The sequence below is a fragment of the Kaistella carnis genome (assembly GCF_003860585.1).
GTDB classification, from domain to species: Bacteria; Bacteroidota; Bacteroidia; order Flavobacteriales; family Weeksellaceae; genus Kaistella; species Kaistella carnis.
On the sequence record NZ_CP034159.1, the window covers coordinates 842,550 to 865,780 of the forward strand.

Here is a 23,231-nt window from a genome sequence, read left to right on the forward strand (position 1 = left end):
AAATTTAACAATTTAAATATACTATGCATGCATAATATTATTTATATTTGAATAACCACATTATCTCAATATTATGAACAAAACGAACAATGAAAAAGTAGAGAACGTCGATCTCATTCTGAAATCGACCTGGCTTGCTGTTTCGAAAATGTATTCGGAACTGGCGCAGGACCATGATGCAACTGCTGTACAGGCTTTGACTCTTTTAAAGATTGATCCGAAGGAAGGAACACGAAGTACGAATCTGGGTCCCAAAATGGCCATTGAACCAACGTCTTTAACCAGAATTATTAAACTTCTGGAAGACAATGGCTATATCTACAAAGAAAAAACCACGAACGACAAAAGAGAAGTTATCATTAAATTAACCGATAAAGGCTTAAATAGCCGAAACTTATCTAAAGAAGTTGTCGTGAATTTCAATAAGAAAGTAATTGAGAAAATCCCTGCTGAAAAGATGGAAATTTTTAAGGAAGTGATGACCGACATTCTCAAAATTGCAAACGAATTAAATAACAAAAAATAAATATCAATGAAACGACGAATTAAACACGTAACGGTTCTTGGTTCAGGAATTATGGGTTCCGGTATCGCAGCACATTTCGCCAACATCGGCGTACAAGTGCTTTTATTAGATATCGTGCCTTTTGAACTTACAGAAGCTGAACAGAAAAAAGGTCTGACCAAAGAAGATAAAATGGTTCGAAACAGAATCGCTGCCGAAAACTTTGTGAAATTACAGAAATCAAGTCCGGCACTTTTGTACTCTCCGAAATTTGCGGAAAGAATCACGGTTGGAAACTTTGATGATGATTTAGAAAAAATCAAAAAAACCGACTGGATTATTGAGGTTGTGGTTGAAAGACTTGACATTAAAAAATCGGTTTACGAAAAAATCGAACAGTTTAGAAAACCTGGAACTTTAGTTTCTTCGAATACGTCCGGAATTCCAATTCATTTCTTGATTGAAGGCAGAAGTGATGATTTCAAAAAATATTTCGCAGGAACGCATTTCTTTAACCCAGTAAGATATTTACCACTTTTAGAAATTATTCCGACGCCGGAAACTGATCCTGAAATCGTTAAATTCTATATGGAATATGGCGCGAAATTCTTAGGAAAAGCCACCGTAGAAGCAAAAGATACTCCAGCATTTATTGCGAACAGAATTGGAGTTTTCTCTATTATGAATTTACTTCATGAAGTTCAAAACCTAGGATTAAACGTTTCTGATATTGATAAATTAACCGGTCCGGTAATCGGTCGTCCGAAATCTGCAACCTTCAGAACTGCTGATGTTGTTGGATTGGATACTTTGGTCATGGTTGCGAACGGAGTAAGTCAAAGTGGTGCTGAGGCCAACGATTTCAATGATGTTTTCAAACTTCCGAAATACATCCAAACCATGGTTGATAACAAATGGTTGGGTTCAAAAACGGAACAAGGTTTTTACAAAAAAGTGAAAAATGCCGAAGGTAAATCTGAAATTCAAGGTTTGAATTTGGATACGATGGAGTACGAACTTCAAGGTAAATCGGACTTCCCTACTCTGGAATTAACGAAATCTATCGATAAACCAATCGACCGTTTCAAAGTTCTTATCGGTGGAAAAGATAAAGCCGGAGAATTATATAGAAAAACCTTAGGAGCTTTGTTCGCTTACGTTTCTCATAAAGTTCCGGAAATCTCTGATGAATTGTACAAGATTGACGACGCAATGCGTGCAGGTTTCGGTTGGGAAAATGGACCCTTCGAAATTTGGGATGCAGTAGGTGTTCAAAAAGGAATTGAACTGGCTAAAGAAGCCGGTTATGAAGTTTCTGATTGGGTGAAAAACGTAGCAACTTTCTATAAAGTAAACGAAGAAGGTCAAAGTATTTACTTCGACAAAAACTCTGGAAACTATAATAATATTCCGGGTCAGGAATCTTTTATCATTCTTGATAACATCAGAAAAAACAAAACCCTTTGGAGTAATTCAGGTTCCTCAATTCAGGATTTGGGCGATGGAATTATCAACTTTGAAATCCACTCTAAAATGAACTCTTTAGGAGGTGAAGTTTTAGATGGTTTAAACAGAGCCATCGACTTAGCCGAAAAGGAATATGATGGATTAGTGATCGGAAATCAAGGAGCAAACTTCTCTGTTGGAGCGAATTTAGCCATGATCTTAATGATGGCAATCGATCAGGATTGGGATGATTTAAATATGGCAATTGCCTATTTCCAAAAATCGATGATGCGCGTTCGTTATTCCTCAATTCCTGTTGTTGTTGCTCCACACGGAATGACTTTAGGTGGTGGTTGCGAAATGACAATGCATGCTGATCGCGTTGTTGCAGCAGCAGAAACCTATATTGGATTAGTGGAAACTGGTGTCGGTGTAATTCCTGGCGGTGGTGGAACGAAAGAAATGGCGTTGAGAGTTTCCCGAGAATTCCATTCTGATGATGTTAAAAATAACCGACTTCGTGATATGTTCATGAATATTGCGATGGGTCAAGTGGCAACTTCTGCTTACGAAGCCTACGATATGGGAATTCTTGAAAACCATAAAGATATCGTAGTTGTGAATAAAAACCGTCAGATTAAAACTGCGAAAATGCTCGCTTTAAGTTTAGCGGAACACGGTTACACACAACCGATTGAACAAAAAGTAAAAGTGTTAGGACGTGATGCATTAGGAATGTTCTTAGTTGGAACCGATCAAATGTTAACCGGGAAATATATTTCTGAGCACGATAAACTTATTGCTGACAAATTAGCGAATGTTCTAGTCGGTGGAAATCTTTCTGAACCAACAATTGTAACTGAACAGTATCTATTGAATCTGGAAAGAGAAACCTTCCTACAACTTTGTGGTGAGAGAAAAACTTTGGAAAGAATCCAGTTTATGTTAACGAAAGGGAAACCACTTAGAAACTAAAATTAATAATGATCATTCCTTTGTCATTCCGTAGGAATCTAAGTATTCATAGACGCTTCCAGCGTGACAAAAGGATGTTTAAATAAAAATTTAAAAAATGTCAAAACAAGCATATATAATTAAAGGGTTCAGAACGGCCGTTGGTAAAGCACCAAAAGGTAGTTTGAGATTTACAAGACCCGACGTCATGGCAGCAACCGTTATCGAAACGTTAATGGCTGCAGTACCGCAGTTAGATAAAAACAGAATCGACGATTTGATCGTTGGTAATGCAATGCCGGAAGCAGAACAAGGTTTGAACGTGGCGCGTTTAATTTCCTTAATGGGATTAAATACCGATCAAGTTCCGGGTGTTACGGTGAACAGATATTGCGCTTCCGGATCTGAAGCGATTGCTATCGCGTCTGCGAAAATCCAGGCGGGAATGGCTGATTGCATCATCGCAGGTGGAACAGAATCGATGTCTTACATTCCGATGGGTGGTTACAAACCGGTTCCGGAAAGTGATATGGCAAAATCCAATCCTGATTATTATTGGGGAATGGGTTATACGGCGGAAGAGGTTGCAAATCAATTTAAAATTTCCCGCGAAGAGCAGGATCAGTTTTCTTTTGAATCTCACCAAAAAGCCTTGAAAGCAAATGAAACTGGCCGATTCAAAGATCAGATCGTTCCGATTCCGGTAGAATACAATTACCTGGACGAGAACCAAAAAATGCAGACCAAGAAATATGACTTTTCGGTGGATGAAGGTCCGAGAAAAGATACGAGTTTAGAAGGTTTGGCAAAATTACGTCCGGTTTTTGCAAACGGCGGATCCGTAACGGCAGGAAACTCTTCTCAAATGAGTGACGGTGCGGCATTCGTAATTGTAATGTCGGAGGAAATGGTGAAAGAATTAGGTTTGGAACCGGAAGCGAGATTAGTTGCCTATGCAGCAGCAGGTTTAGAACCGAGAATCATGGGAATGGGTCCATTATACGCTGTTCCAAAAGCATTAAAACAAGCCGGTTTAGAATTAAAAGACATCGATTTAATTGAATTGAATGAAGCGTTTGCTTCTCAATCGGTGGCTTTGAAAAAAGAATTGAATCTAAATCCAGATATCTTAAATGTAAACGGCGGTGCCATCGCACTAGGACATCCACTTGGTTGTACCGGAACAAAATTAACCGTTCAACTTCTAGACGAAATGCGCAAGCGTGGCAATATGAAATACGGGATGGTAACGATGTGCGTAGGAACGGGACAGGGAGCAGCGAGTATTTTCGAGCTTCTCTAAAAGACGGATAGATAATAGACGGATAGATGATAGACTGAGAAACGATAAAGAAATTTTAATTAAATAAAAATTTGATTATGAGCGATTTTAAAAGACATAATTTCAAGAAATTGAAAATTTGGCATATGGCTATGGAAATTGCGAAAAATATTTCAGATATCACTATCGCCTTTCCTCCATTTGAAAATTTTGGAATGCGAAGTCAGATGGATAGATGTTCGGTTTCAATTGTATCAAATGTAGCCGAAGGTTCAAGTAGAACTAACAAATCTTTCAGTCATTTCCTAGATATGTCTTTAGGTTCATCTTTTGAATTGCAAACCCAACTTATTTTAGCAAACTATAAAAAATATATTTCTGATGAATTTACTGTTTCATTAGAAAGTAAAATTGAAGAATTTCAACGTGCTACGATGGTTTTCCAAAACACTTTAAAAGACTAAAAGATAATAGACTACAGAATGAAAAGCAAAATGAAGCAGTTAGAATCTATTATCTATCCGTCTATCATCTATTCGTCAATTTAACAAAACAAATTTTAAAATTAATAGCAATGAGCGATACAACAAAAACAACACTAAAAGGCGGTGAATTCATCATCAAAGATATTCCTGCTGCAGAACTATTCAGTCTTGAAGAATTAACCGATGAGCAAAAAATGCTTCGGGAGTCGGTAACTGAATTTATGGAAAGAGACGTAATTCCACACAGAGAGCGTTTCGAAAATAAAGATTATGCTTTGACCGAAGAAACCATGCGCAAATTGGGCGAAATGGGAACTTTGGGAATTGCAGTTCCAGAGGAATACGGAGGTCTCGGAATGGGATTCGTGAGTACCATGCTTGCTTGCGACATGGTTTCTGGAGCAAATGGTTCCTTGGCAACTGCTTACGGAGCACACACCGGAATCGGTACCCTTCCTATCCTACTTTACGGAACGGAAGAATTGAAACAAAAATACCTTCCCGCTTTAGCAACCGGTGAAAAATTCGGAGCGTACTGTTTGACAGAACCAGATGCAGGTTCCGATGCGAACTCCGGAAAAACAAAAGCCGTTCTTTCTGAAGATGGAAAACATTACATCATCAACGGACAGAAAATGTGGATCTCGAATGCAGGTTTTGCAGATACATTCACTTTGTTCGCAAGAATTGAAGATGATAAAAATATTACTGGTTTCGTAATCAACCGTTCTGAATTGGAAGATCCAAACAGCATGACGATGGGCGAAGAAGAACACAAATTAGGAATTCGCTCCTCTTCTACGCGTCAGGTTTTCTTTAACGATATGAAAATTCCCGTAGGAAATTTATTGGGAGAAAGAAACAACGGTTTCAAAATCGCCATCAATGCGTTAAATGCAGGTCGAATTAAATTAGCGGCGGCAAATATTGACGGACAAAGAAGAATTACAAGTCTTGCTATTAATTATGCGAACGAAAGAAAACAGTTCGGCGTTTCCATTTCTACTTTCGGGGCGATCCGTAAGAAAATTGCTGAAATGTCAACTGGAATTTTCGTTTCTGAAGCAGGATCTTACCGCGCTGCGAAAAATGTAGAAGATAAAATCGAAGAATTCATTGCAGGTGGAATGTCTCACGCAGAAGCAGAATTAAGCGCTTTGGCAGAATATGCGGTGGAATGTTCTATTCTAAAAGTGTACGTTTCGGATCTGACGCAACATATCGCGGATGAAGGAATTCAGATCTACGGTGGAATGGGATTCTCTGAAGATGCTCCAATGGAAGCAGCATGGAGAGATTCCAGAATCGGTAGAATTTACGAAGGAACCAACGAAATCAACCGACTACTTGCCGTAGGAATGTTGATTAAGAAGACCATGAAAGGCGAACTTGATCTCTTGAAACCAGCTATGGCGATCGGAAAAGAATTGATGGGAATTCCATCTTTTGAAGTTCCAGATTATTCAGAATATATGTCTGAAGAAAAAGCACTTCTTCACAACTTGAAAAAAGTATTCTTAATGGTTGCCGGAGCAGCGCTTCAGAAATACATGATGGAAATCGAAAAACAGCAGCATCTTTTATTAAATGCCTCTGAAATTTTGAACCAAATCTATATGGCAGAATCTGCAGTTTTAAGAGCAGAAAAACATTTCGATACCGATTCTGTAGAAGCAGCAATGGCGAGATTAAATCTTTACAAAGCCGTGGAAGCAATTACCACCGCAGCGAAAGAAGGAATCGTATCTTTTGCAGAAGGCGACGAACAGCGCATGATGCTTTCTGGCTTACGCAGATTTACAAAATACACCAATATGCCAAATGTAGTTGCCTTAACTGAAAAAGTTGCAGCCCATTTCGTGGAAAAAGGATCTTACTAGAAATAGTTTGATATGTGGTTTGAACGCTCCGAGAAATTGGAGCGTTCTTTTTTAAGAAATCAGGGAAGGAGTGTAAATCCGCGCTATTGACGGAAAACGGGTTTTGTGATGGCAGAAGTAATAACCGTGATGCTCCTTAAAAAATAACAATTCTTCAACACTCACCAACCTGTAAACCTCCGACAACCACTTACCAACCACCACCGCCACCGCCGCCACCTCCGCCGCCGGAAGATCCACCGCCCGACGACCCGCTGGAACTGGATCCGCCGGAATAAGAGGAGGAACTGGACGAGCGCGAAGAGGAAGAAGATGACGATCCCGAGGATGAAGAATAGGAACGCACAGGCGACACCGCCGAAGCCTGAAACGTTTTTGAGAATGCACTCGAAAAGCTGTGCGAAAACTTGTTTTGCAGGGAAAGATCTGGTTGCGCATCTAAAGTGTCTTTCATTTGATCTCTAAATCTTTTTCCCCAAATCCCTTCTACTCCAAAAACAATGGCGTACGGAAGAAATTTCTCATATAGATCAGTTGTCATTTCTGGCGGATTATGAAACTTTAATAGGTTTTCTTCCGCGGTGCTGAGGTACATTTTAAACCCTTCAATCTCCGCTTCCATTTTTACTTTTTCCTCGCCCGGCCGGTTGATTAAATATCTAAAAAGCAGTAAAGAACCCATGCCAAAAATCAAAAATTTATAACAGTCTGCATCGAAAGAACTTACATCAATTGAACCGAGTGAAAATGCAATAAAAAATATTGGAACGATAAATGGCGCTGCGAAAATAAGGGTTCCAATAAAAAGTCCCTTACTTTTCTCTTTCCATAGAAACAGGAGAAACGCAATGAATGCACCGTCAAAAATAATCATAAAGATTGCGATCACAACGGCAATCGGATTCATGGTGATGATAGCATTTATAATTAAAGCGGACATAAAAACAATTAATATCATTTTAAAAGCTTTCTTAACCAAATGCTGATTGGACGTATTTTCTATAAAAAGTTTATTAGTTTTGGTGAGCACTTTTTCAAAATCAACTACGGTATTTTTAATTCTAGTACTACACGTTCCATCTATGGTCACTTCTTCATTTTTCGTAAAAAGTCCCTTTATTAATGTCAATTGATCACCTTGCAGATCTTCTTTCTTTTTTTCCTGTTTCTTTATATAAAAGATTTTTGAATAGGTCATTTTTTTTAAGGTAGGTTGCACCTCATCAATATCTATAAAACCTTTAATTGCCAGATCTACTAAATTTGCGGTGACCTGATTTACTTCAAATTTACCTTTATCAATATATCCAAGTGAACCCGGAGACAAATTTTTCGGTGCTTTAAAATACGGAATTACAATAGGCTTTTCCGGATCTTTGCCATATTTCTGCCAGTTGTTATAATAAAAATAAAGTAAATAAAATGCGGCAAAAATTAGAAACAGGGAAGGCCAGTTTCTTTCGATCCACTTAGAAAACCACGACGGTTCTTTTAGGACGCCGGCTTTAAAACCAACAGCCACCGTAAGATTCTCTTTTTCAGCCAAATTATCTGCCTTAAACCTCATGGAAGTCTCGGAAAGTTTTTCACCTGTACAGTTTTTGTCGGTACTCCCCGACGTTCCGGTGTAGCAGGAATTTTGTAAAATAGTCGCACCATTCGGGAGCGTAATGGTCGCCTCAATAGCTGCTATGGGAAACTCCCAGTCGGTTCCGTTTACATTCCAGTAAAATTCGTCAAATCCATTAAAATGTCCAATCTGATCCTGCGTTTTGTAAACAATTTCGTAGGTATAATAACCTGGATTTAGAATAATGTCTTTATCGCCAATATAAATATTGAAAACACCATTAACGATCTCCTTGTGATATGATTCTTTATATCCATCTTTTTTTATGGAGATGATGTCGTAGGTTATTTTTTCTTCCCCCGTTCTGGTATTACGAACCATCGGAAGAGCACGAAAAAGTCCTCTTTTAATGGCCTGTCCTCTTGCGTAAACTTTTATCGTTTCTGTAACAAGAACATCCGAGTTTTCTTCAACCGTAATATTGGACCTGAAGAAAATAATGCGCTCCTTCTCAGTTTGATCAGTAGTTGGAACATATTCTTCACCCGCATACTCTATTGGTGGCTCTGTAATAGTAATCTCCTGGGCAGAATTTATAAAGAATAAGACAAGGCAAACTAAGGTGTAGAATTGTTTCATTCACTATTGTTTTGTACGGTATTATATTGACTAATATAAGATTTGTTTTTTGATGGCACAGAATTATTATAAAATACCTAAAAACTGAAAATGGTGCCGTAAAATAAACTTGTTTTCTGGGCATCTCATGTTTTTCAAATACAAAAACAACAGCCGGGCTGTACACTGTATCTTTTCTTTGCCTACGCTTCATTGCTCGTAAACCATTGCCGATACAAAAGAAATGGATGTCTTCCCATTCCTTGACCATACTTCAACAAGCTAACAACTTGAATCACCCCATAAAAATTATTCAAAGGATTTTGTAAAATAATCTAAAATCTAATTCCTTTTCTCCTCTCTTTTTCCATTACTTCTTTTTTCTAAATTTCACTGCGATATTTTTATGAAATCCCCCTTTAAATCAGTAAATTGCATTTACCAATTTTCTAAAGATAATTCTCCTCATGGATAAAGAAATAAAACACTGGTTTACCAAGTCTGTTCCCGAAACTTTAACCCTACTTTCCGTGGAAGCAGACACAGGACTTTCTGAAGAGGAAGCGCGGAAAAGAAAAGAACATTTTGGCGCAAATGTTTTGGAAGGGAAAAAGAAAAAATCTCTTCTAAAAATTGTCTTTTCACAACTGAATGACTGGCTTATCTATGTCCTTTTTGCTGCCGTAATCATTACCGCTTTCATGGGAGAATATATAGATTCGGTAATTATTACGCTCGTTATTTTTCTTAATGCCGCCATTGGAACTTATCAGGAAGTAAAAGCCGGAAAGGCGATCGATGCGCTTTTGAAAATGTCTTCGCCGAAAGCGGTCGTAAAACGTGACGGGCAGACCAAAGAAATCGACAGTGCCGAATTGGTACCGGGCGACCTTGTTATTTTAGACGCAGGCCGAATCATTCCCGCAGATTTGCGTCTTTTGGAAACCGTGAACCTTCAGATTGAAGAATCTTCTTTAACCGGAGAATCTCTGCCCGTTCATAAAAAAGCGGAAAGTGTTTTTGAGAACACCAAAATGCCGCTGGCTGAAATTGAAAACATGGCCTTTATGTCGACGATCGTCACTGCCGGAAGAGGTTTAGGAATTGTAGTCGGTACCGGAATGACCACCGAAGTCGGAAAGATCGCAGATTTACTGGATACCGACTCCAACATTAAAACACCTTTAGAAAAAAAACTTAGCGAACTCGGGAAATCGCTCGGAAAAATCGCGGTCGGAATCTGTATTGTCATCTTCGGAGTTTCCTGGCTTCAGGGGCGCGATCTGGCGGAAATGTTCCTGATTTCAGTCTCACTGGCCGTTGCCTCCATTCCGGAAGGTCTGGCTGCGATTGTCGCCGTTGTCCTTTCCATAGGAGTTACCGCCATGTCCCGAAAAAATGCCATTATCCGAAAACTTCCTGCTGTAGAAACCTTAGGTTCGGTCAACATTATCTGCTCCGATAAAACCGGAACTCTGACGATGAATAAAATGACCGTGACTCAAATCTTTACCTCAGATGGTCTAATGGTATTGGAAGAAGCAGAAAATATGACCATTTCTGAATCGGCGAAATTACTGTCTGAAGGAATGATTCTCTGCTCCGACGCGACGCTTGAAAACGAAGAAGCAACAGGAGATCCTACAGAAATTGCCCTGCTTGTTCTGGGCGATAAAATTGGACTCGACCGCAAAAACTTAGGTCAGAAATATACACGTATCGATGAAAATCCTTTCGACAGTAACCGTAAAATGATGTCGGTTCTGGTGAAATCTGAAAATGGCTGCAGCGTTTTTACGAAAGGTGCTCTGGGAAGTCTGCGAACAATGGCAACACAGATTTTTGATAAAGGAGAGATCAGAGCCATTACTGAAGAAGACCTTCATAATTTCAGTGAGGCAGCGATAAAAATGTCTGATAATGCTTTACGAACCCTCGTTTTAGCGTACAAACCTGCAGCCGAAAATCTAGCGCCGGAGGAAATGGAAAAAGATTTGATACTCGTCGGTTTGGTGGGAATGATCGATCCTGCGCGCGAAGAAGTGAAACCTTCGATAAGACTAGCCGCAAAAGCGGGTATTAAAACCATTATCATTACTGGAGATCACAAGAACACCGCTTTCGCTATCGCAAAAGATTTGGAGGTAGCGGAAAGTATCGACCAGGTTCTGACCGGGCCGGAACTTGAGGAAATCAGCGAAGATGAATTCATTGAAAAAGTAAATAACTACAGGGTTTTTGCCCGCGTTTCCCCGCAACATAAAGTGCAAATAGTACAGGCATTGCAGGCCAACGGAAACATTGTTTCGATGACCGGTGACGGAGTGAATGACGGACCTTCGCTTCACATCGCAGACATTGGAGTGGCAATGGGAATTACCGGCACTGATGTGGCCAAAAACGCCGCCGATATGATCCTGACCGATGATAATTTCTCTACCATTGTTGTTGCCATAGAGCAGGGAAGAAATATTTTTCAGAACATTAAAAAATCGGTCATCTTTTTACTGACTTGTAATCTGGGTGAAGTTCTGGCCATGTTTCTGCCACTCGCTTTTGGATGGCCGGCTCCACTCATTGCGACGCAACTTTTGTGGATCAACCTTCTCACGGATTCGCTGCCTGCAATCGCCCTCGGAATGGATGGTGATGATCCTGACGTGATGCAGGAAAAACCAAGAGATGCCCATGAAAATTTCTTTTCGCACGGTGCCGGAACTCATGTAGTCATCGGTGGGATTCTTATCGGTCTGATTACCATTTTTGCTTTTTGGTACGGCTTTTACGAACTCGGCTATACTCCATTTATGAAAAGCATTCCGGAGGAAGTTGTGAAAAATGCGAGAACGCTGGCTTTTTTGGTCTTGGTATGTGCACAGCTTTTCTATTCTTTAGGATTAAGAAATAGCAAAAAACCTTTTTATCAGATCAAAATTTTTGGAAACCACTATTTAAACGGAGCTATTTTGCTGGGACTTATCCTGCAGTTAATGTTGCTTTTTGTTCCGGTTTTAAGAAGCGCTTTCAAACTTCATATGCCCGACTCCAAAGGTTGGCTGATGGCTTTATTGCTTGGTCTCGTTCCTTTGGTTACGCTGGAAATTTATAAGATGATTTTTGTAAAAAGAAAATAATTTATAGTTTAACACTTAGAGTTGAATTCTCTAGATAATAAATATCACAAATATAAATTTTAAACAAAATTCTAGGTGAAATACAGTTTTGCACTAAATATAAATTCTATCTTTAATAAAATTTAAAAAAGATGAAACTAAATATCACCATTTTATTTTCGCTAATGTTCACCTCTTTCCTTTTTGGTCAACAGGTTTTGCCTAAAATTAATCCAGAAAAAAAAGTGGACAGTTTGGATATGTTGAATTTAAAAAGTTCCGAGCAACTCAAACTTTCGTCAGCAAATTCAAAAATTAAGCAAAGAGTCCAAACTATTCATATGCCGAATGCAAAACCTAAAGACAGTTCTATTTATGCAACATTAAAGGGAAAAGCCAGAAATGATAAACCGCACAAAATTTTGAATGCGATTCCGGAAAATTAAAAGATAAAACCAAATAAATAATGTTTGACTATCAACAACATATTCTAATCTTTAAAATATAAAATCATGTGGAAAGAAATAGATGGAAAACTTCAACAGACTTTTAAGTTCAAAGATTTTTCCGAAGCGTTTGCCTTTATGACCCGAGTTGCATTGGTTGCAGAATGCCAGCAACATCATCCGGATTGGTCCAACGAGTATAACAAAGTGAATATCAGTTTGTGTACGCATGACCAAGGAAATGCGATTACGGAAAAGGATCACAAACTTGCAAAAGCCATTGATGAATTGGTGAAGTAACGCAATAAATAACCCGTCTTCTTTAAAAGAAAATATCAGCAAGATGGCAAGATTGTGGTTTCAGGAGATACCGAATTACCGGGATCGCCAATTCAGTATTTTGTTACAAGATATAATGATAAAGCTTTAGCGGTTCAAAACGTAGACAACAATGCTGCACAACTTTATCCTAATCCCGCAACCGATTATATTAACCTGGAACTTGCAAAGGCTGGAAAAGAGTACGACGCAGAAATATATAATATGGCCGGACACAAAGTGATGACCGCAAAAGTCACTAACAAATCGACACTAAATATTTCTTCGCTGGCTACGGGCAGTTACTTTGTGAATTTGATCCACGACGGAACTACAACAACCCTTCGTTTTATTAAGAAATAGTATTACATATAAATTAACAAAACCGATGATAAGCTCATCGGTTTTTTTTTTACATACTTTATATCCTTTTCACTCTTTAATGGGCTGCTTATTTTGTTTCTCATTTATTTTATGAATGACTGCAATCTGATATCAATGCCCTATATATCAGCTCTTGGAATAAAATTTGGAACTACTGAAAAAGAAAAAATATTTTATGAACTATACTTCAGAAAAAACTTCGATAAAAAGCGTCAATCCTTTTAATAATGAAGTACTAAAAGAATTTGAGATCATGTCTCCTGAAAAGGTAGATTCAATTATTGATAAAGCAGATCAGTCATTTAAATCCTGGAAAACAACTTCTATAGAAGAACGCTCAACCATAATGCGCAAAATGGCTTCCCTTACGCGGGAGAAAAAGGAGGAACTTGGAAAATTAGTGACTTTAGAAATGGGTAAAGTTTTAGCCCAAGCAATTGGTGAAGTTAAAATTTGTGCGGCTATCTTTGATTATTATGCCGACAATGCTGCCGAATTTTTGGCAGATAAACCCTTAAAAGTTCCACACGGTGACGCCTTTCTAACTTATGAGCCGATCGGAGTTATTTTAAGCGTTCAACCTTGGAATTTTCCTTTTTACCAAATGACCCGCTCGGCGGCTGCACATATTACGGCAGGTAACGCGATGGTTTTAAAACATTCTTCCAATGTACCGCAATGTGCTCAAATTATGGAAGATCTTTTTAAAGAAGCCGGTTTACCGGACGGCGTTTATACCAATCTATTTGTCGCAGGGAAAGACATAGAACCTATTGTTGCAAATCCAAAAATTAAAGCAGTTACTTTAACAGGAAGTGAACCGGCGGGCGCAAGTATCGCAACAGCCGCAGCCAAATTAGTTAAAAAATCAACCTTAGAATTGGGCGGAAGTGATCCCTTTATCGTTTTAGAAGATGCCGATATTCAATTAGCGGTTACAACCGCAGTTCAGGGCAGGATGGCAAATGGTGGGCAAGTTTGTACCTCCCCAAAAAGAATTATCGTCGCAGCAAGTATTTACGATGAATTTCTAGACAAAACAAAAGAAGCTTTTGCCCAGATTAAAGTTGGGGACCCGATGGATCGAGATACGACATTAGGCCCATTAAGTACAGAAAAAGCCGCAGAAGATGTTTTGGAACAGATTCAGAAAGCGGCCGAACAAGGTGCTAATATTGTTCTGGGTGGAAAAAGAATCGACCGCACCGGCGCATTTTTAGAACCCACTTTGATCACCGATATTACTCCGAAAATGGATATGTATTTTGAAGAAGTATTCGGACCCGTGATGATGGTTTATAAATACGAAACAATAGAGGAAGCTTTAGAAATTGCAAATGCTACAGAGTTTGGATTAGGTGGAACTGTCTTCGGAACCGATACGAAAAAAGCCGTGGAAGTTGCACGTAAAATAGATTCCGGAATGATTTACATCAATCATGCGACGAGTGTTGCGCCACAACTTCCCTTTGGTGGAACGAAACAGTCCGGTTACGGCAGAGAACAGGCGATTGAAGGTTTGCTGGAGTTTGTGAATATTAAACTCATCCGAACAACCTCGCCAGATAAACCTTTTTAATTTTCGAAATATATTTTATCACGATTTCATCTTGGTGAAACTTATTAACAGTGTCAAAGTTTAGAGCTTTGACACTCTTTTTTTGTTGAAGATATTGATCGTGCTTAATTTAAGAGCCTATTTATTTTCCGCAATGAAAATATCGGACTTAAAAACAATAATGTGTTCACATACAAGTGGAGCTAATGTTTCATAAAATAGTTTTTTTATGTATATCCGTTTTTAATCATACTCCTGTGATGCTTGCTATCACAAGTCTATCGAACAGTTTATCTTCAAAATATCTCCGATTTAACTTATAAACAAACTCATTTAGATAAAGTTGAAGGTTTTTGCGTTTTATTTTGTGGTAATTTCCTAATAAATTCCTTTTCGCATTACTGATAAATATGTGAACCCAACGCAAAGTATCTTTTGTAGTTTCTTTCGAAGATTTTTCTGAAATATGAATTTCTACAAGTTGTGATATATCAACATATGACGTGCTTTGATCTGTAAAAACTATGCTGGATTCTGCCAAAGATTCTTTAATAGTCTCATTAATTCCCTCTGCTGTATGATCTTCTAATACTATTGCTTTAAAATATCTACAAGATTTCGATGTCTCTCCTGTTTCTATATTTTCTAATGGCGTAGATTCCGCCATCACTGCAACATTTTGCTTTCCAACTGCTCCTCTTCCACGAATCCCTTTCTCTTGTTCCAGTTCTCTAGATTCAACTGTAAAATACCCTTCATCCATTTCAATCATGCCCTCTAAAGTGTATCTTTCATCTCGTTTTCCCATCGCTTTTCTCAATTTGTGCATCATAGCCCAAACTGGCTCATAGCGCTTCAAACCTAATTGCCTTTGCATTTCTTTAGCAGAAAATCCCTTTTTTGTTGCACTCATCAAAAACATCGCTTTATACCAAACTAGAAAGGACAAATTGGAATTTTCCATGATGGTTCCACTTCGTAATGTAGTTCGCTTTCTACAAGATTTACACTCGTAACTTAATCTGCTTTTAATCCAAAAAAAATCAGTTTTTCCGCACTTGCAGGAAACGCCAATTTTGTCACGTTCTGCTTTAAAATGAGATATACAATCCTCTTCACTGCTAAACTCTACGCCAAAACTAAAAATATTCATCTCAATGATTTAATTATCAAACAAATATACGAAATTATGTGGAGTTACGGACATACATAAAGAAAATATTGATTAACAAAGAATCTTTCCAAAAAGTCTAACTTTTAATTATTCGGGGAATATCCGCGGAAAGCCTCGTCAGTAGTTCATAATTTAAAAGGTTAGAATAATCACTGAAAGAGGAAACAGACAATTGTTTATCACCCTGATCTCCGATAAGAACGACCTCATCGCCCCGTTTGATGTGCTCTAAAAGTGTAACATCGATGACCATCATATTCATATTAATACTTCCAATGACCACGCATCTTTCTCCATTAATTAAAACACGCCCGATGTTGCTTAAACTTCTTCCGTAACCATGGGCATAACCTACGGGAACACAGGCAATTTTCATATTTTCATCTGCCATAAAACTCGTTCCGTATCCCACAAACTCACCCCTTTTAACTTTTTTCACGCTCATCACCTGGCTTTTCCAGCTGATGACTCTTTTTAAAGGATTGTCATTTTTTCTTTTGCTGTTGTAAAAATTGACCAACACTTCCGGACTCGGCCAAAACCCATATTGCATAATCCCGATTCTTACCATATCCATCTGCGTTTCGGGGTACATCATAGCAGCCGCGGAACACGCAGCATGCCTTAGCTTGGGTTTTAAATCTTTATCGCAGAATTGATTGTAAATTTCATCATAACGGATAATCTGTTTCTTGATACGGTAATAATTAGCGATACTTTCCGCGCCCGCAAAATGAGTACAAAGTCCTTTAAATTCTATAAACTCTGCGTTTTTTTTCAAAAAATCCTGAACCCATTTCATGTCGCTGGCATTGAAACCTGTACGGTTCATTCCCGTTTCAACTTCAATGTGGACTATTGCTTTTTTACGTAATTTCTTGGCTGACGCTAACGCAGAGGTCAAGCGATTTTTTTCGAAAACAAAAAACTCAACTTCATTTTCTATGATCCAATTCATGTCACTCTCATTGCTGAGCCAGCCCATGATCATGACGGTTACGTTATCTCCCCCTACATTTTTTACACGACGCGCTTCGTTACTGTCGAAAACAGAAAAATGGCGTACTTTTTCTCCCATTGCAATTTCAACGAACCTTTCTATGGAATGCCCGTACGCATTTCCTTTCACTACGGATGAAAAGAGAACATCTTTATGAAAGTGTTTACGAAGAAAATCGATATTGACTTTGTGGGCTTTGCGGTCGATTTCGAGGTATGAATTATTGTGCATCGATGATTTCGCTTATTTTATAGAATATTTGGGCCCCGGTTTCTGTAATTTCGTCGGGCCAGTCGTAATCGGGATTATGTAAATTGGGAGTCTCTTTTCCACTTCCCAAACCAAACATTGCGCCTTTAAAATGTTCAGTGAAAATTCCAAAATCCTCACCCCACTGAAAAGGCACTTCGCGCTCTATTAAATTAAATTTTAAATCGTTTGCGGCCTTTCTAACAAAATCAACAGCTGATGGATCATTTTCATTAGCACTGAAGCGTTGTGTCCAGGAAATTTCGGGCTGCAGTTTATATTTTGCTGCGGCTTTTACTGCAATTTCTTCCAGTTCTATTTCCAACTCTTTCATTTCTGCATTTGCAGCTCGTCTGAAAGTATAATGTATTTCCCCATAGCCTGCGGAAATTCCATAATCTTCCGTTCCCATGGTAATGTAAATGGGCGTTAAGACTGTGAACTTTTCCTTCGTCGGATCGGGTTGAATTTTCGGGTTGAATTGATTGATGATTTCGGCAATAGCTAAGGCGGGATTCTCTCCATTTTCAGGCTCTCCTGCATGTGCAGTCCTGCCCTGTAGTTTTACAATGATGGAATTGACGGCACACGTAAAAGTGTGATTTTTGACTACAATGTCGTGATGGTCATACCCGGGAAGATTATGAAGCGCGAAAACCTGATCCGGATTTAATTCTTTGAAACGTGAATCATTGTAAATGGCTACAGCTCCTTCCCCATTTTCTTCGGCGGGTTGAAAAAGCAAAACGACTTTGGTGTGCTTCATTCTTTTTTCAGAAAGTTTCTTTGCCAACGAACACATTATGCTCATATGACCATCGTGACCACACTTGTGAGAAACTTCATCTACATCTGATCTGTGATCGAATTCGTTGATTTCCTGAATGGGTAAAGCATCCAGCTCACAACGAAACATAATGGTTTGCTTTACTTCTTTATCGGGGTGATACACGGCAATAATTCCTGTTCCGTTTCCTAAATTTTCGAGCAATTCATCCGGACTATATTGTTTTAAAAAAGCTGCAATGGTTTTCGCAGTTTGAAATTCAAACCCGGAAAGTTCGGGATTTTGATGGAGGTGTTTTCTTAGCGTGAGAATTTCGTTCATTGGATTATTTTAGATTTTAAAAAGATGCATTCATTTTTTGGTGCAATCTTATTAAAGTATTAATATTTTAATTGATGAAAAGGACTATGATATACGGTTAGCATAGCATGAATACCAAGCTACGTTTTAAATCAACGTTCTATTTTAAGCAGTAAATTTCAAGAGATAAAGAGAAAGCTTTCAAACTTTAAATCAAATAGCTTTTTCAATTTTCCAATATCAAGGAAAGAAAGCTACTTAGAATCAATCAATTTTACATTTAAGAGAAATAACTGTGCCAAGGAACCGTGATTATATTTACCCCGTTCTTTCGCTTTCGAGAAAGGAATTTTTAATGAAATGATATAAAGAAAAAACAATCATAAATTCAAAACCAAAACCTTACTTTGCTAGACAAACTGTTATTCGAAGCAAGCCTGCTTCATTATTTTTATTTTATTTTTCATATTTTTGCACGCTTAAAAAAAATGCTGCAAATCCATTTTTTCTACCTGAAAATCAAAATCTTAAACTTATCCTTTTGAAGTTTATTTTAAAAAAACATCTATGGATTTGCTTACAACGTCCTGAAAAAAAATATGAAATTAACCCTTAACCTCTTCGACTTCTCTCAGAAAGTAAATTACAGAAACGAAATTCTAGCAGGTTTAACCGTTGCAATGACGATGATCCCGGAACCCTTATCGTTTGCAATCTTGGCCGGCTTTCCTCCTCTAGTCGGTTTATATGCTGCTTTTATTGCCGGTTTAATCACCGCGATATTGGGCGGAAGACCCGGAATGGTTTCTGGAGGTGCAGGCGCAACAGTTGTAGTCTTAATTGCACTGATGCGATCGAACGGGATTGAATATGTTTTCGCCGCAGTGGCGCTTGCGGGTGTCATTCAGATTTTAATTGGACTTTTCAAGTTCAGCAAGTTTATAAGACTTGTGCCACAACCAGTCATGTACGGTTTTGTAAACGGATTAGCCGTGATCATCTTCATGTCGCAACTTCAACAGTTTAAAGTATTGGAGAATGGAAAATTATCTTGGTTAACAGGCGATGCACTTTATATCATGCTGGCGTTAGTAGCGCTTACCATCGCGATTGTCGTTTTATTTCCAAAGATTACCAAAAAAGTTCCCGCTTCCCTCGTGGCAATCGTCGTGGTTTTCGCCATCGTAGTAGGTTTTGGAATTAACACCAAAACAGTTCAGGATATTGCTTCGGTTAAAGGTGGTTTTCCGCCTTTTCATATTCCCAATATCCCTTTCACTTTAGAAGCTTTTAAAATTATACTGCCCTACTCCTTAATATTTGCAGCCGTAGGTTTAACTGAAGGACTTTTAACTCTAAATTTGGTAGATGAGATCACAGGCACGAAAGGAAATGGAAACCGGGAATGTATCGCACAGGGAACATCAAATATTGCGAACGGATTCTTTTTTGGAATGGGTGGCTGCCCTATGATTGCACAAACACTGGTAAATCTTTCTGCCGGATCAAGAGCAAGGCTCTCTGGAATTATTGCTGCTATAACCATTTTGCTCATCATTCTATTTGGCGCGCCTATCATCGGAAAATTACCTATGGCTGCTTTAGTGGGCGTCATGATCATGGTGGCTTTAGGAACATTTGAGTGGGCGAGTTTCAAGATCATCAAGAAAATGCCAAAGCACGATATATTTGTTGGAATCCTGGTGGCAGTTATTACGGTGCTCCTACATAATCTGGCATTAGCAGTTTTAATCGGTGTGATTATTTCGGCACTCGTATTTGCCTGGGAAAGCGCAAAACGAATTCGTGCAAGAACTTATGTGGATGAAAATGGCGTAAAACATTATGATATTTTTGGTCCCTTATTTTTTGGCTCCGTAATGACATTCTCCGAGAAATTTAAAATTAAAGAGGATCCGGATCAAATCATTATCAACTTCAAAGAATCACGGGTTTCCGATATGTCTGCGATTGAAACATTGAACAACATTACCAAAAAATACAGTGCAGCCGGTAAAACGGTTCATCTTCAAAACTTAAGTGCAGATTGTATTCGACTTTTAAATAATGCGGAAGCAGTCATTGATGTGAACATTATTAAAGATCCCGAATATCTCGTCGCGATTGAAAAGTAAAAAAGAATCTAGTCACCGTTAATTTACTATTTACTTATATTAATTTTTTGTCGGTAAAACAGAAAACAGCACAACAGAAGTTGGTAAATTAGTTGAAGAATAAATTTAAAGGAGATTCAAAATCCTTTATCTCTCCAAGCATTTTTTTAATAAAAGTTATGGATTAAGGAATTAATTCCAAAAATAAGTAGAAAGAAAGCTAACCAATCGGTTCATATCCTGCCTCATAGAAAAGGCCAAAAGATATTTTAAGTGAAAAAGCAGAGGTTCAATACTGTTGGATAATTTTAGAAATTCATGTTCAGGAATAATACTGTAGCATTTCTCCTGATGCATAATTTTAAGTGCCCGATCTCCCAAAGACACGGTCATATTTCCTATTTTTTTATAGAAAGTATAATCACTTACCTTCACAAAACCGTCTTCTAACATTTCAGAAATCAGTTTGTTAAAAAGTTTTTGCCCTTCCGGAGATAAATTCATAAGTGTAAAATTACAACGTAAAATTAGGAAAAAGTCTGCGAAAATTCCTACTTAAAAATAGTTAATCCTAATTTATCGATTAACATAGTGATAATTTACTTCATTTCTGATAGATAAAAACATTTAAACTTAAAAATTTTATTTAAAACATTCATCATCATCTCCTCATTATTAATGAAATACAGCCCGAAACTCCTCTACCTTTGATTAGCTCAAGAATTCTTCTATTCATTTTAAATAGAAATACACTTTTTTGAAAAGTAAATAGAAATCATCTTCTATCAATAAACGAAAAAAACGATGCTGAAAAAAATCGACTTTTTTTTCAAAAAAACAATTACCAAAATGCGGTGGCAGGAACTTCTTGCCATTTTGATCTTATTTTTAGCTTTCGTCTTTTTTCGAAGTGAAAGAAAAGAAATGTCCTCCATTCTTCCACAGTTGCATGCTGCAAAAACAATATGGATTACCGCCGGAATTTTACTGACCGGTGTTTACGTTCTGCTGCAGGCATTCATGTATATGTCAAGTTTTCGCGCCGTGGGTGTACCTTTGAAATTTGCAGACGCCCTGGAGTTATTTCTAAAAAGAAATTTCTTAAGTGTTTTTTTACCTGCCGGCGGAATCAGTTCCCTGGCATTCACCCCGCGTAAAATTCAGCGTAAAAACTATGATGAAAAACCGTTCATAAAGCCAGTGCCATCTATGGTTTTGTGGGAATTGTCACTGTTTTTTTGGTTGGAATTCCTGTGGTTCCTTATGCTGCTTTTGTCAATAAAAACTTTGGAAATTCCTGGATCTGGCTCGTTGGCCTTGGACTTTTTATAGGCCTCGTCTTATGGATGGTCAATTCTCTGCGAAAAAAGGGTTTATTCTATGATTTTATAAAACAACATTTCCCCAAACAAATCACTAATATCAATGAATTTGTCGGCGGAGAAATTCACAAAAAGTATTTCTACCTAACGATATTTATTTCAATTCTCATCGAGTTTTGTGGGATATTCCATCTCTTGATTGCAATGTTAGCTTTTGGGGTAAACGGCTCCTTCTCAGCAGCCGCAGTAGGTTATACCATTTCGGTGTTGCTCATGTTGGTTTCTCCTTTCTTAAGAGGTTTGGGTGCAGTAGAATTCACTTTGATTTACATTCTGGCGAACTTCGGCTTTTCTCATAGTCAAGGTTTAGGAATTACATTATGTTTGACAGATCCGAAATACAAGGTCAGGATTTAATCGTTATTAAAGATGAAACTGGAAAAATTGAAGCATTTTAAATATTATCCCCGATTTTGCACCTCAAGAATGCACGTATGACTTGATTCGAAAAACAGTAAAAGCGCCCAACGGCAGTATGGATGCTATGATTGTAAAACTCGTAGAATATGCAAAATCTAACGAACTGTGGTACATCAATTTGGGACTGACCCCTTTGGGAGAAATGAAAGAACCCGATAATACAGCGGAAGAAGTTCTGAAATTTGTGTACAATAGGATCGGGAGTTTTAAACATTATCAAAGTTTGCGGGATTTCAAAGAAAAATATGCGGATCGGTGGGAAAATAAATATTTGATTTATGGCAGCGATTTCGATCTTCTACAAATTCCGGCAGCTTTACGTAAAATCACAAAACCAAAATGAAAAAAAAGAGTCAACTCCTGAGCTTATTTTCCCTGCTTCTTTTATTTTCATGTAAAACGACGTCAGATTTCCCGGTGTCGGAATGGAACAGCGACAGTAACAAACCCATCATATTTTACATCAGTGGCGACGCGGGTTTCAATACTTTTTCGAAAACATTTGCGCAGGAACTCCATCACTATGGTTACGACGTATTTGCCCTGAATAGTAAAAAATATTTCTGGGATAAGAAAACACCTTTGCAAGCTTCCGAAGATTCTGAAAATTTTCTAAAACAGATCACTAAAAACCGAACCAATAAAAAAATAATCATCATCGGTTATTCCTACGGTGCTGACATTGCACCTTTTATCTGCAACCGTTTCGATCCTGATTTCAAAAGGAATATTCAGCACTTACTTATCATAGGACCTTCAAAAGTGAATGATTTTGAAATTCATCTTCAAGAATATATTATGGGAAGTCAACAATATGGTTTCAGTGTTACTCACGAAATCAATCAGCTGAAAAACGTTCCCTTTACGTTAGTCCTGAGTGATTTTGAGTATACTTATTTTCCAAGAAAAGAAATCACATTAAAAAATTATCAATTTCTTCATCTCCCCGGAAATCATCATTTCAGCGGTAATACAAAAATGCTGGCTGATTCTGTTGTAAAATATTTTTAAAATTTAATTGAATGACCAATAAAACCTCACAGCCCATTCTGGCCGCTTTGCTTTGTTTTTCAGTGATGTTCCCTTAAAAGTGAAAAGCGAATCTTAACATCACGGCCCGAACTGGTTGCAGAAATTCTTTTCGGAATTGAAATTACCGAGATCGAAATCATTGTGTTGGTTCTTTCGAGAAGTTCTGGCTCTAATAAAGAAATTAAGAAAATAACGCTTACTTTTAATTAAGTTT

General features: G+C 38.0%; 20 protein-coding genes. 15 read left to right on the plus strand and 5 right to left on the minus strand.

Annotated elements, in window-relative coordinates:
* The first annotated feature begins 73 nt into the window (after nt 1-73).
* From EIB73_RS03785 to EIB73_RS03805, 5 genes are all read left to right on the plus strand, one after another.
* On the plus strand, nt 74-526 hold the full coding sequence (locus tag EIB73_RS03785) for a MarR family winged helix-turn-helix transcriptional regulator (protein ID WP_125022779.1): 453 nt from the start codon (nt 74-76) through the stop codon (nt 524-526).
* Nucleotides 527-532: 6 nt separating this feature from the next.
* Nucleotides 533-2,926 (plus strand): 3-hydroxyacyl-CoA dehydrogenase/enoyl-CoA hydratase family protein, encoded by a 2,394-nt coding sequence (locus tag EIB73_RS03790; RefSeq protein ID WP_125022781.1) that lies wholly within the window; start codon nt 533-535, stop codon nt 2,924-2,926.
* A 97-nt stretch (nt 2,927-3,023) separates the two neighbouring features.
* A complete protein-coding gene (locus tag EIB73_RS03795; protein ID WP_125022783.1) occupies nt 3,024-4,208 on the plus strand; it encodes an acetyl-CoA C-acyltransferase in 1,185 nt (394 codons plus the stop codon).
* A gap of 77 nt (nt 4,209-4,285) precedes the next feature.
* On the plus strand, nt 4,286-4,651 hold the full coding sequence (locus tag EIB73_RS03800) for a four helix bundle protein (protein ID WP_125022785.1): 366 nt from the start codon (nt 4,286-4,288) through the stop codon (nt 4,649-4,651).
* A 110-nt stretch (nt 4,652-4,761) separates the two neighbouring features.
* Complete coding sequence (locus tag EIB73_RS03805) at nt 4,762-6,552, plus strand: acyl-CoA dehydrogenase family protein (RefSeq protein WP_125022787.1); 1,791 nt, start codon at nt 4,762-4,764, stop codon at nt 6,550-6,552.
* Between the two features lie 190 nt (nt 6,553-6,742).
* Here EIB73_RS03805 and EIB73_RS03810 read toward each other — a convergent pair whose 3' ends face one another.
* Nucleotides 6,743-8,761 (minus strand): DUF2207 domain-containing protein, encoded by a 2,019-nt coding sequence (locus EIB73_RS03810; protein ID WP_125022789.1) that lies wholly within the window; start codon nt 8,759-8,761, stop codon nt 6,743-6,745.
* Between the two features lie 446 nt (nt 8,762-9,207).
* Here EIB73_RS03810 and EIB73_RS03815 point away from each other — a divergent pair, with 446 nt between their 5' ends.
* The 5 genes from EIB73_RS03815 to EIB73_RS03835 all read left to right on the plus strand — a co-directional run bounded on the left by EIB73_RS03815 (nt 9,208) and on the right by EIB73_RS03835 (nt 14,580).
* A complete protein-coding gene (locus tag EIB73_RS03815) occupies nt 9,208-11,874 on the plus strand; it encodes a cation-translocating P-type ATPase (RefSeq protein WP_125022791.1) in 2,667 nt (888 codons plus the stop codon).
* 131 nt (nt 11,875-12,005) lie between these two features.
* Nucleotides 12,006-12,299 carry a hypothetical protein gene (locus tag EIB73_RS03820; protein ID WP_125022792.1) on the plus strand — a complete coding sequence of 98 codons (294 nt, stop codon included), beginning with the start codon at nt 12,006-12,008 and terminating at the stop codon, nt 12,297-12,299.
* Between the two features lie 66 nt (nt 12,300-12,365).
* Nucleotides 12,366-12,599, plus strand: coding sequence for a 4a-hydroxytetrahydrobiopterin dehydratase (locus EIB73_RS03825; protein ID WP_125022794.1), 234 nt, complete (start codon nt 12,366-12,368; stop codon nt 12,597-12,599).
* Between the two features lie 54 nt (nt 12,600-12,653).
* A complete protein-coding gene (locus EIB73_RS03830; RefSeq protein ID WP_164467851.1) occupies nt 12,654-12,980 on the plus strand; it encodes a T9SS type A sorting domain-containing protein in 327 nt (108 codons plus the stop codon).
* A 196-nt stretch (nt 12,981-13,176) separates the two neighbouring features.
* On the plus strand, nt 13,177-14,580 hold the full coding sequence (locus tag EIB73_RS03835; RefSeq protein WP_125022798.1) for an NAD-dependent succinate-semialdehyde dehydrogenase: 1,404 nt from the start codon (nt 13,177-13,179) through the stop codon (nt 14,578-14,580).
* Nucleotides 14,581-14,806: 226 nt separating this feature from the next.
* Here EIB73_RS03835 and EIB73_RS03840 read toward each other — a convergent pair whose 3' ends face one another.
* From EIB73_RS03840 to EIB73_RS03850, 3 genes are all read right to left on the minus strand, one after another.
* A complete protein-coding gene (locus EIB73_RS03840; protein ID WP_125021496.1) occupies nt 14,807-15,712 on the minus strand; it encodes an IS1595 family transposase in 906 nt (301 codons plus the stop codon).
* A gap of 97 nt (nt 15,713-15,809) precedes the next feature.
* Nucleotides 15,810-16,964: an alanine racemase gene (gene alr / locus EIB73_RS03845; RefSeq protein ID WP_125022800.1), complete on the minus strand. Its 1,155-nt coding sequence runs from the start codon at nt 16,962-16,964 to the stop codon at nt 15,810-15,812.
* Nucleotides 16,954-18,090, minus strand: coding sequence for an amidohydrolase (locus EIB73_RS03850; RefSeq protein WP_125022802.1), 1,137 nt, complete (start codon nt 18,088-18,090; stop codon nt 16,954-16,956). The genes alr and EIB73_RS03850 overlap by 11 nt, the downstream gene beginning before the upstream one ends.
* Nucleotides 18,091-18,668: 578 nt before the next feature.
* Between EIB73_RS03850 and EIB73_RS03855 the strand changes: the two genes are divergently transcribed.
* Complete coding sequence (locus EIB73_RS03855; RefSeq protein WP_125022804.1) at nt 18,669-20,204, plus strand: SulP family inorganic anion transporter; 1,536 nt, start codon at nt 18,669-18,671, stop codon at nt 20,202-20,204.
* A 171-nt stretch (nt 20,205-20,375) separates the two neighbouring features.
* Here EIB73_RS03855 and EIB73_RS03860 read toward each other — a convergent pair whose 3' ends face one another.
* Nucleotides 20,376-20,687, minus strand: coding sequence for a hypothetical protein (locus EIB73_RS03860; RefSeq protein ID WP_125022806.1), 312 nt, complete (start codon nt 20,685-20,687; stop codon nt 20,376-20,378).
* Nucleotides 20,688-20,987: 300 nt separating this feature from the next.
* Here EIB73_RS03860 and EIB73_RS15120 point away from each other — a divergent pair, with 300 nt between their 5' ends.
* The 4 genes from EIB73_RS15120 (at nt 20,988) to EIB73_RS03870 (ending at nt 22,996) form a co-directional block, all read left to right on the plus strand.
* Nucleotides 20,988-21,515 carry a hypothetical protein gene (locus EIB73_RS15120; protein WP_228411332.1) on the plus strand — a complete coding sequence of 176 codons (528 nt, stop codon included), beginning with the start codon at nt 20,988-20,990 and terminating at the stop codon, nt 21,513-21,515.
* Nucleotides 21,437-21,922, plus strand: a complete 486-nt coding sequence (locus EIB73_RS15125) for a lysylphosphatidylglycerol synthase transmembrane domain-containing protein (protein ID WP_262706741.1) — start codon at nt 21,437-21,439, stop codon at nt 21,920-21,922. The genes EIB73_RS15120 and EIB73_RS15125 overlap by 79 nt, the downstream gene beginning before the upstream one ends.
* Before the next feature lie 82 nt (nt 21,923-22,004).
* Nucleotides 22,005-22,328 (plus strand): phosphatidylglycerol lysyltransferase domain-containing protein, encoded by a 324-nt coding sequence (locus EIB73_RS15130; RefSeq protein ID WP_262706714.1) that lies wholly within the window; start codon nt 22,005-22,007, stop codon nt 22,326-22,328.
* Nucleotides 22,325-22,996 carry an AcvB/VirJ family lysyl-phosphatidylglycerol hydrolase gene (locus tag EIB73_RS03870; RefSeq protein ID WP_125022808.1) on the plus strand — a complete coding sequence of 224 codons (672 nt, stop codon included), beginning with the start codon at nt 22,325-22,327 and terminating at the stop codon, nt 22,994-22,996. Before EIB73_RS15130 ends, EIB73_RS03870 begins: the two co-directional genes overlap by 4 nt.
* Nucleotides 22,997-23,231: the final 235 nt, after the last annotated feature.

What these genes read in the sequence shown, in the direction of transcription:
- EIB73_RS03785 (WP_125022779.1), top strand. Translation starts at nt 74, where the DNA reads ATGAACAAAACGAACAATGAAAAAGTAGAGAACGTCGATCTCATTCTG.
- EIB73_RS03790 (WP_125022781.1), top strand. Translation starts at nt 533, where the DNA reads ATGAAACGACGAATTAAACACGTAACGGTTCTTGGTTCAGGAATTATG.
- EIB73_RS03795 (WP_125022783.1), top strand. Translation starts at nt 3,024, where the DNA reads ATGTCAAAACAAGCATATATAATTAAAGGGTTCAGAACGGCCGTTGGT.
- EIB73_RS03800 (WP_125022785.1), top strand. Translation starts at nt 4,286, where the DNA reads ATGAGCGATTTTAAAAGACATAATTTCAAGAAATTGAAAATTTGGCAT.
- EIB73_RS03805 (WP_125022787.1), top strand. Translation starts at nt 4,762, where the DNA reads ATGAGCGATACAACAAAAACAACACTAAAAGGCGGTGAATTCATCATC.
- EIB73_RS03810 (WP_125022789.1), bottom strand. Translation starts at nt 8,761, where the DNA reads ATGAAACAATTCTACACCTTAGTTTGCCTTGTCTTATTCTTTATAAAT.
- EIB73_RS03815 (WP_125022791.1), top strand. Translation starts at nt 9,208, where the DNA reads ATGGATAAAGAAATAAAACACTGGTTTACCAAGTCTGTTCCCGAAACT.
- EIB73_RS03820 (WP_125022792.1), top strand. Translation starts at nt 12,006, where the DNA reads ATGAAACTAAATATCACCATTTTATTTTCGCTAATGTTCACCTCTTTC.
- EIB73_RS03825 (WP_125022794.1), top strand. Translation starts at nt 12,366, where the DNA reads ATGTGGAAAGAAATAGATGGAAAACTTCAACAGACTTTTAAGTTCAAA.
- EIB73_RS03835 (WP_125022798.1), top strand. Translation starts at nt 13,177, where the DNA reads ATGAACTATACTTCAGAAAAAACTTCGATAAAAAGCGTCAATCCTTTT.
- EIB73_RS03840 (WP_125021496.1), bottom strand. Translation starts at nt 15,712, where the DNA reads ATGAATATTTTTAGTTTTGGCGTAGAGTTTAGCAGTGAAGAGGATTGT.
- alr (WP_125022800.1), bottom strand. Translation starts at nt 16,964, where the DNA reads ATGCACAATAATTCATACCTCGAAATCGACCGCAAAGCCCACAAAGTC.
- EIB73_RS03850 (WP_125022802.1), bottom strand. Translation starts at nt 18,090, where the DNA reads ATGAACGAAATTCTCACGCTAAGAAAACACCTCCATCAAAATCCCGAA.
- EIB73_RS03855 (WP_125022804.1), top strand. Translation starts at nt 18,669, where the DNA reads ATGAAATTAACCCTTAACCTCTTCGACTTCTCTCAGAAAGTAAATTAC.
- EIB73_RS03860 (WP_125022806.1), bottom strand. Translation starts at nt 20,687, where the DNA reads ATGAATTTATCTCCGGAAGGGCAAAAACTTTTTAACAAACTGATTTCT.
- EIB73_RS15120 (WP_228411332.1), top strand. Translation starts at nt 20,988, where the DNA reads ATGCTGAAAAAAATCGACTTTTTTTTCAAAAAAACAATTACCAAAATG.
- EIB73_RS03870 (WP_125022808.1), top strand. Translation starts at nt 22,325, where the DNA reads ATGAAAAAAAAGAGTCAACTCCTGAGCTTATTTTCCCTGCTTCTTTTA.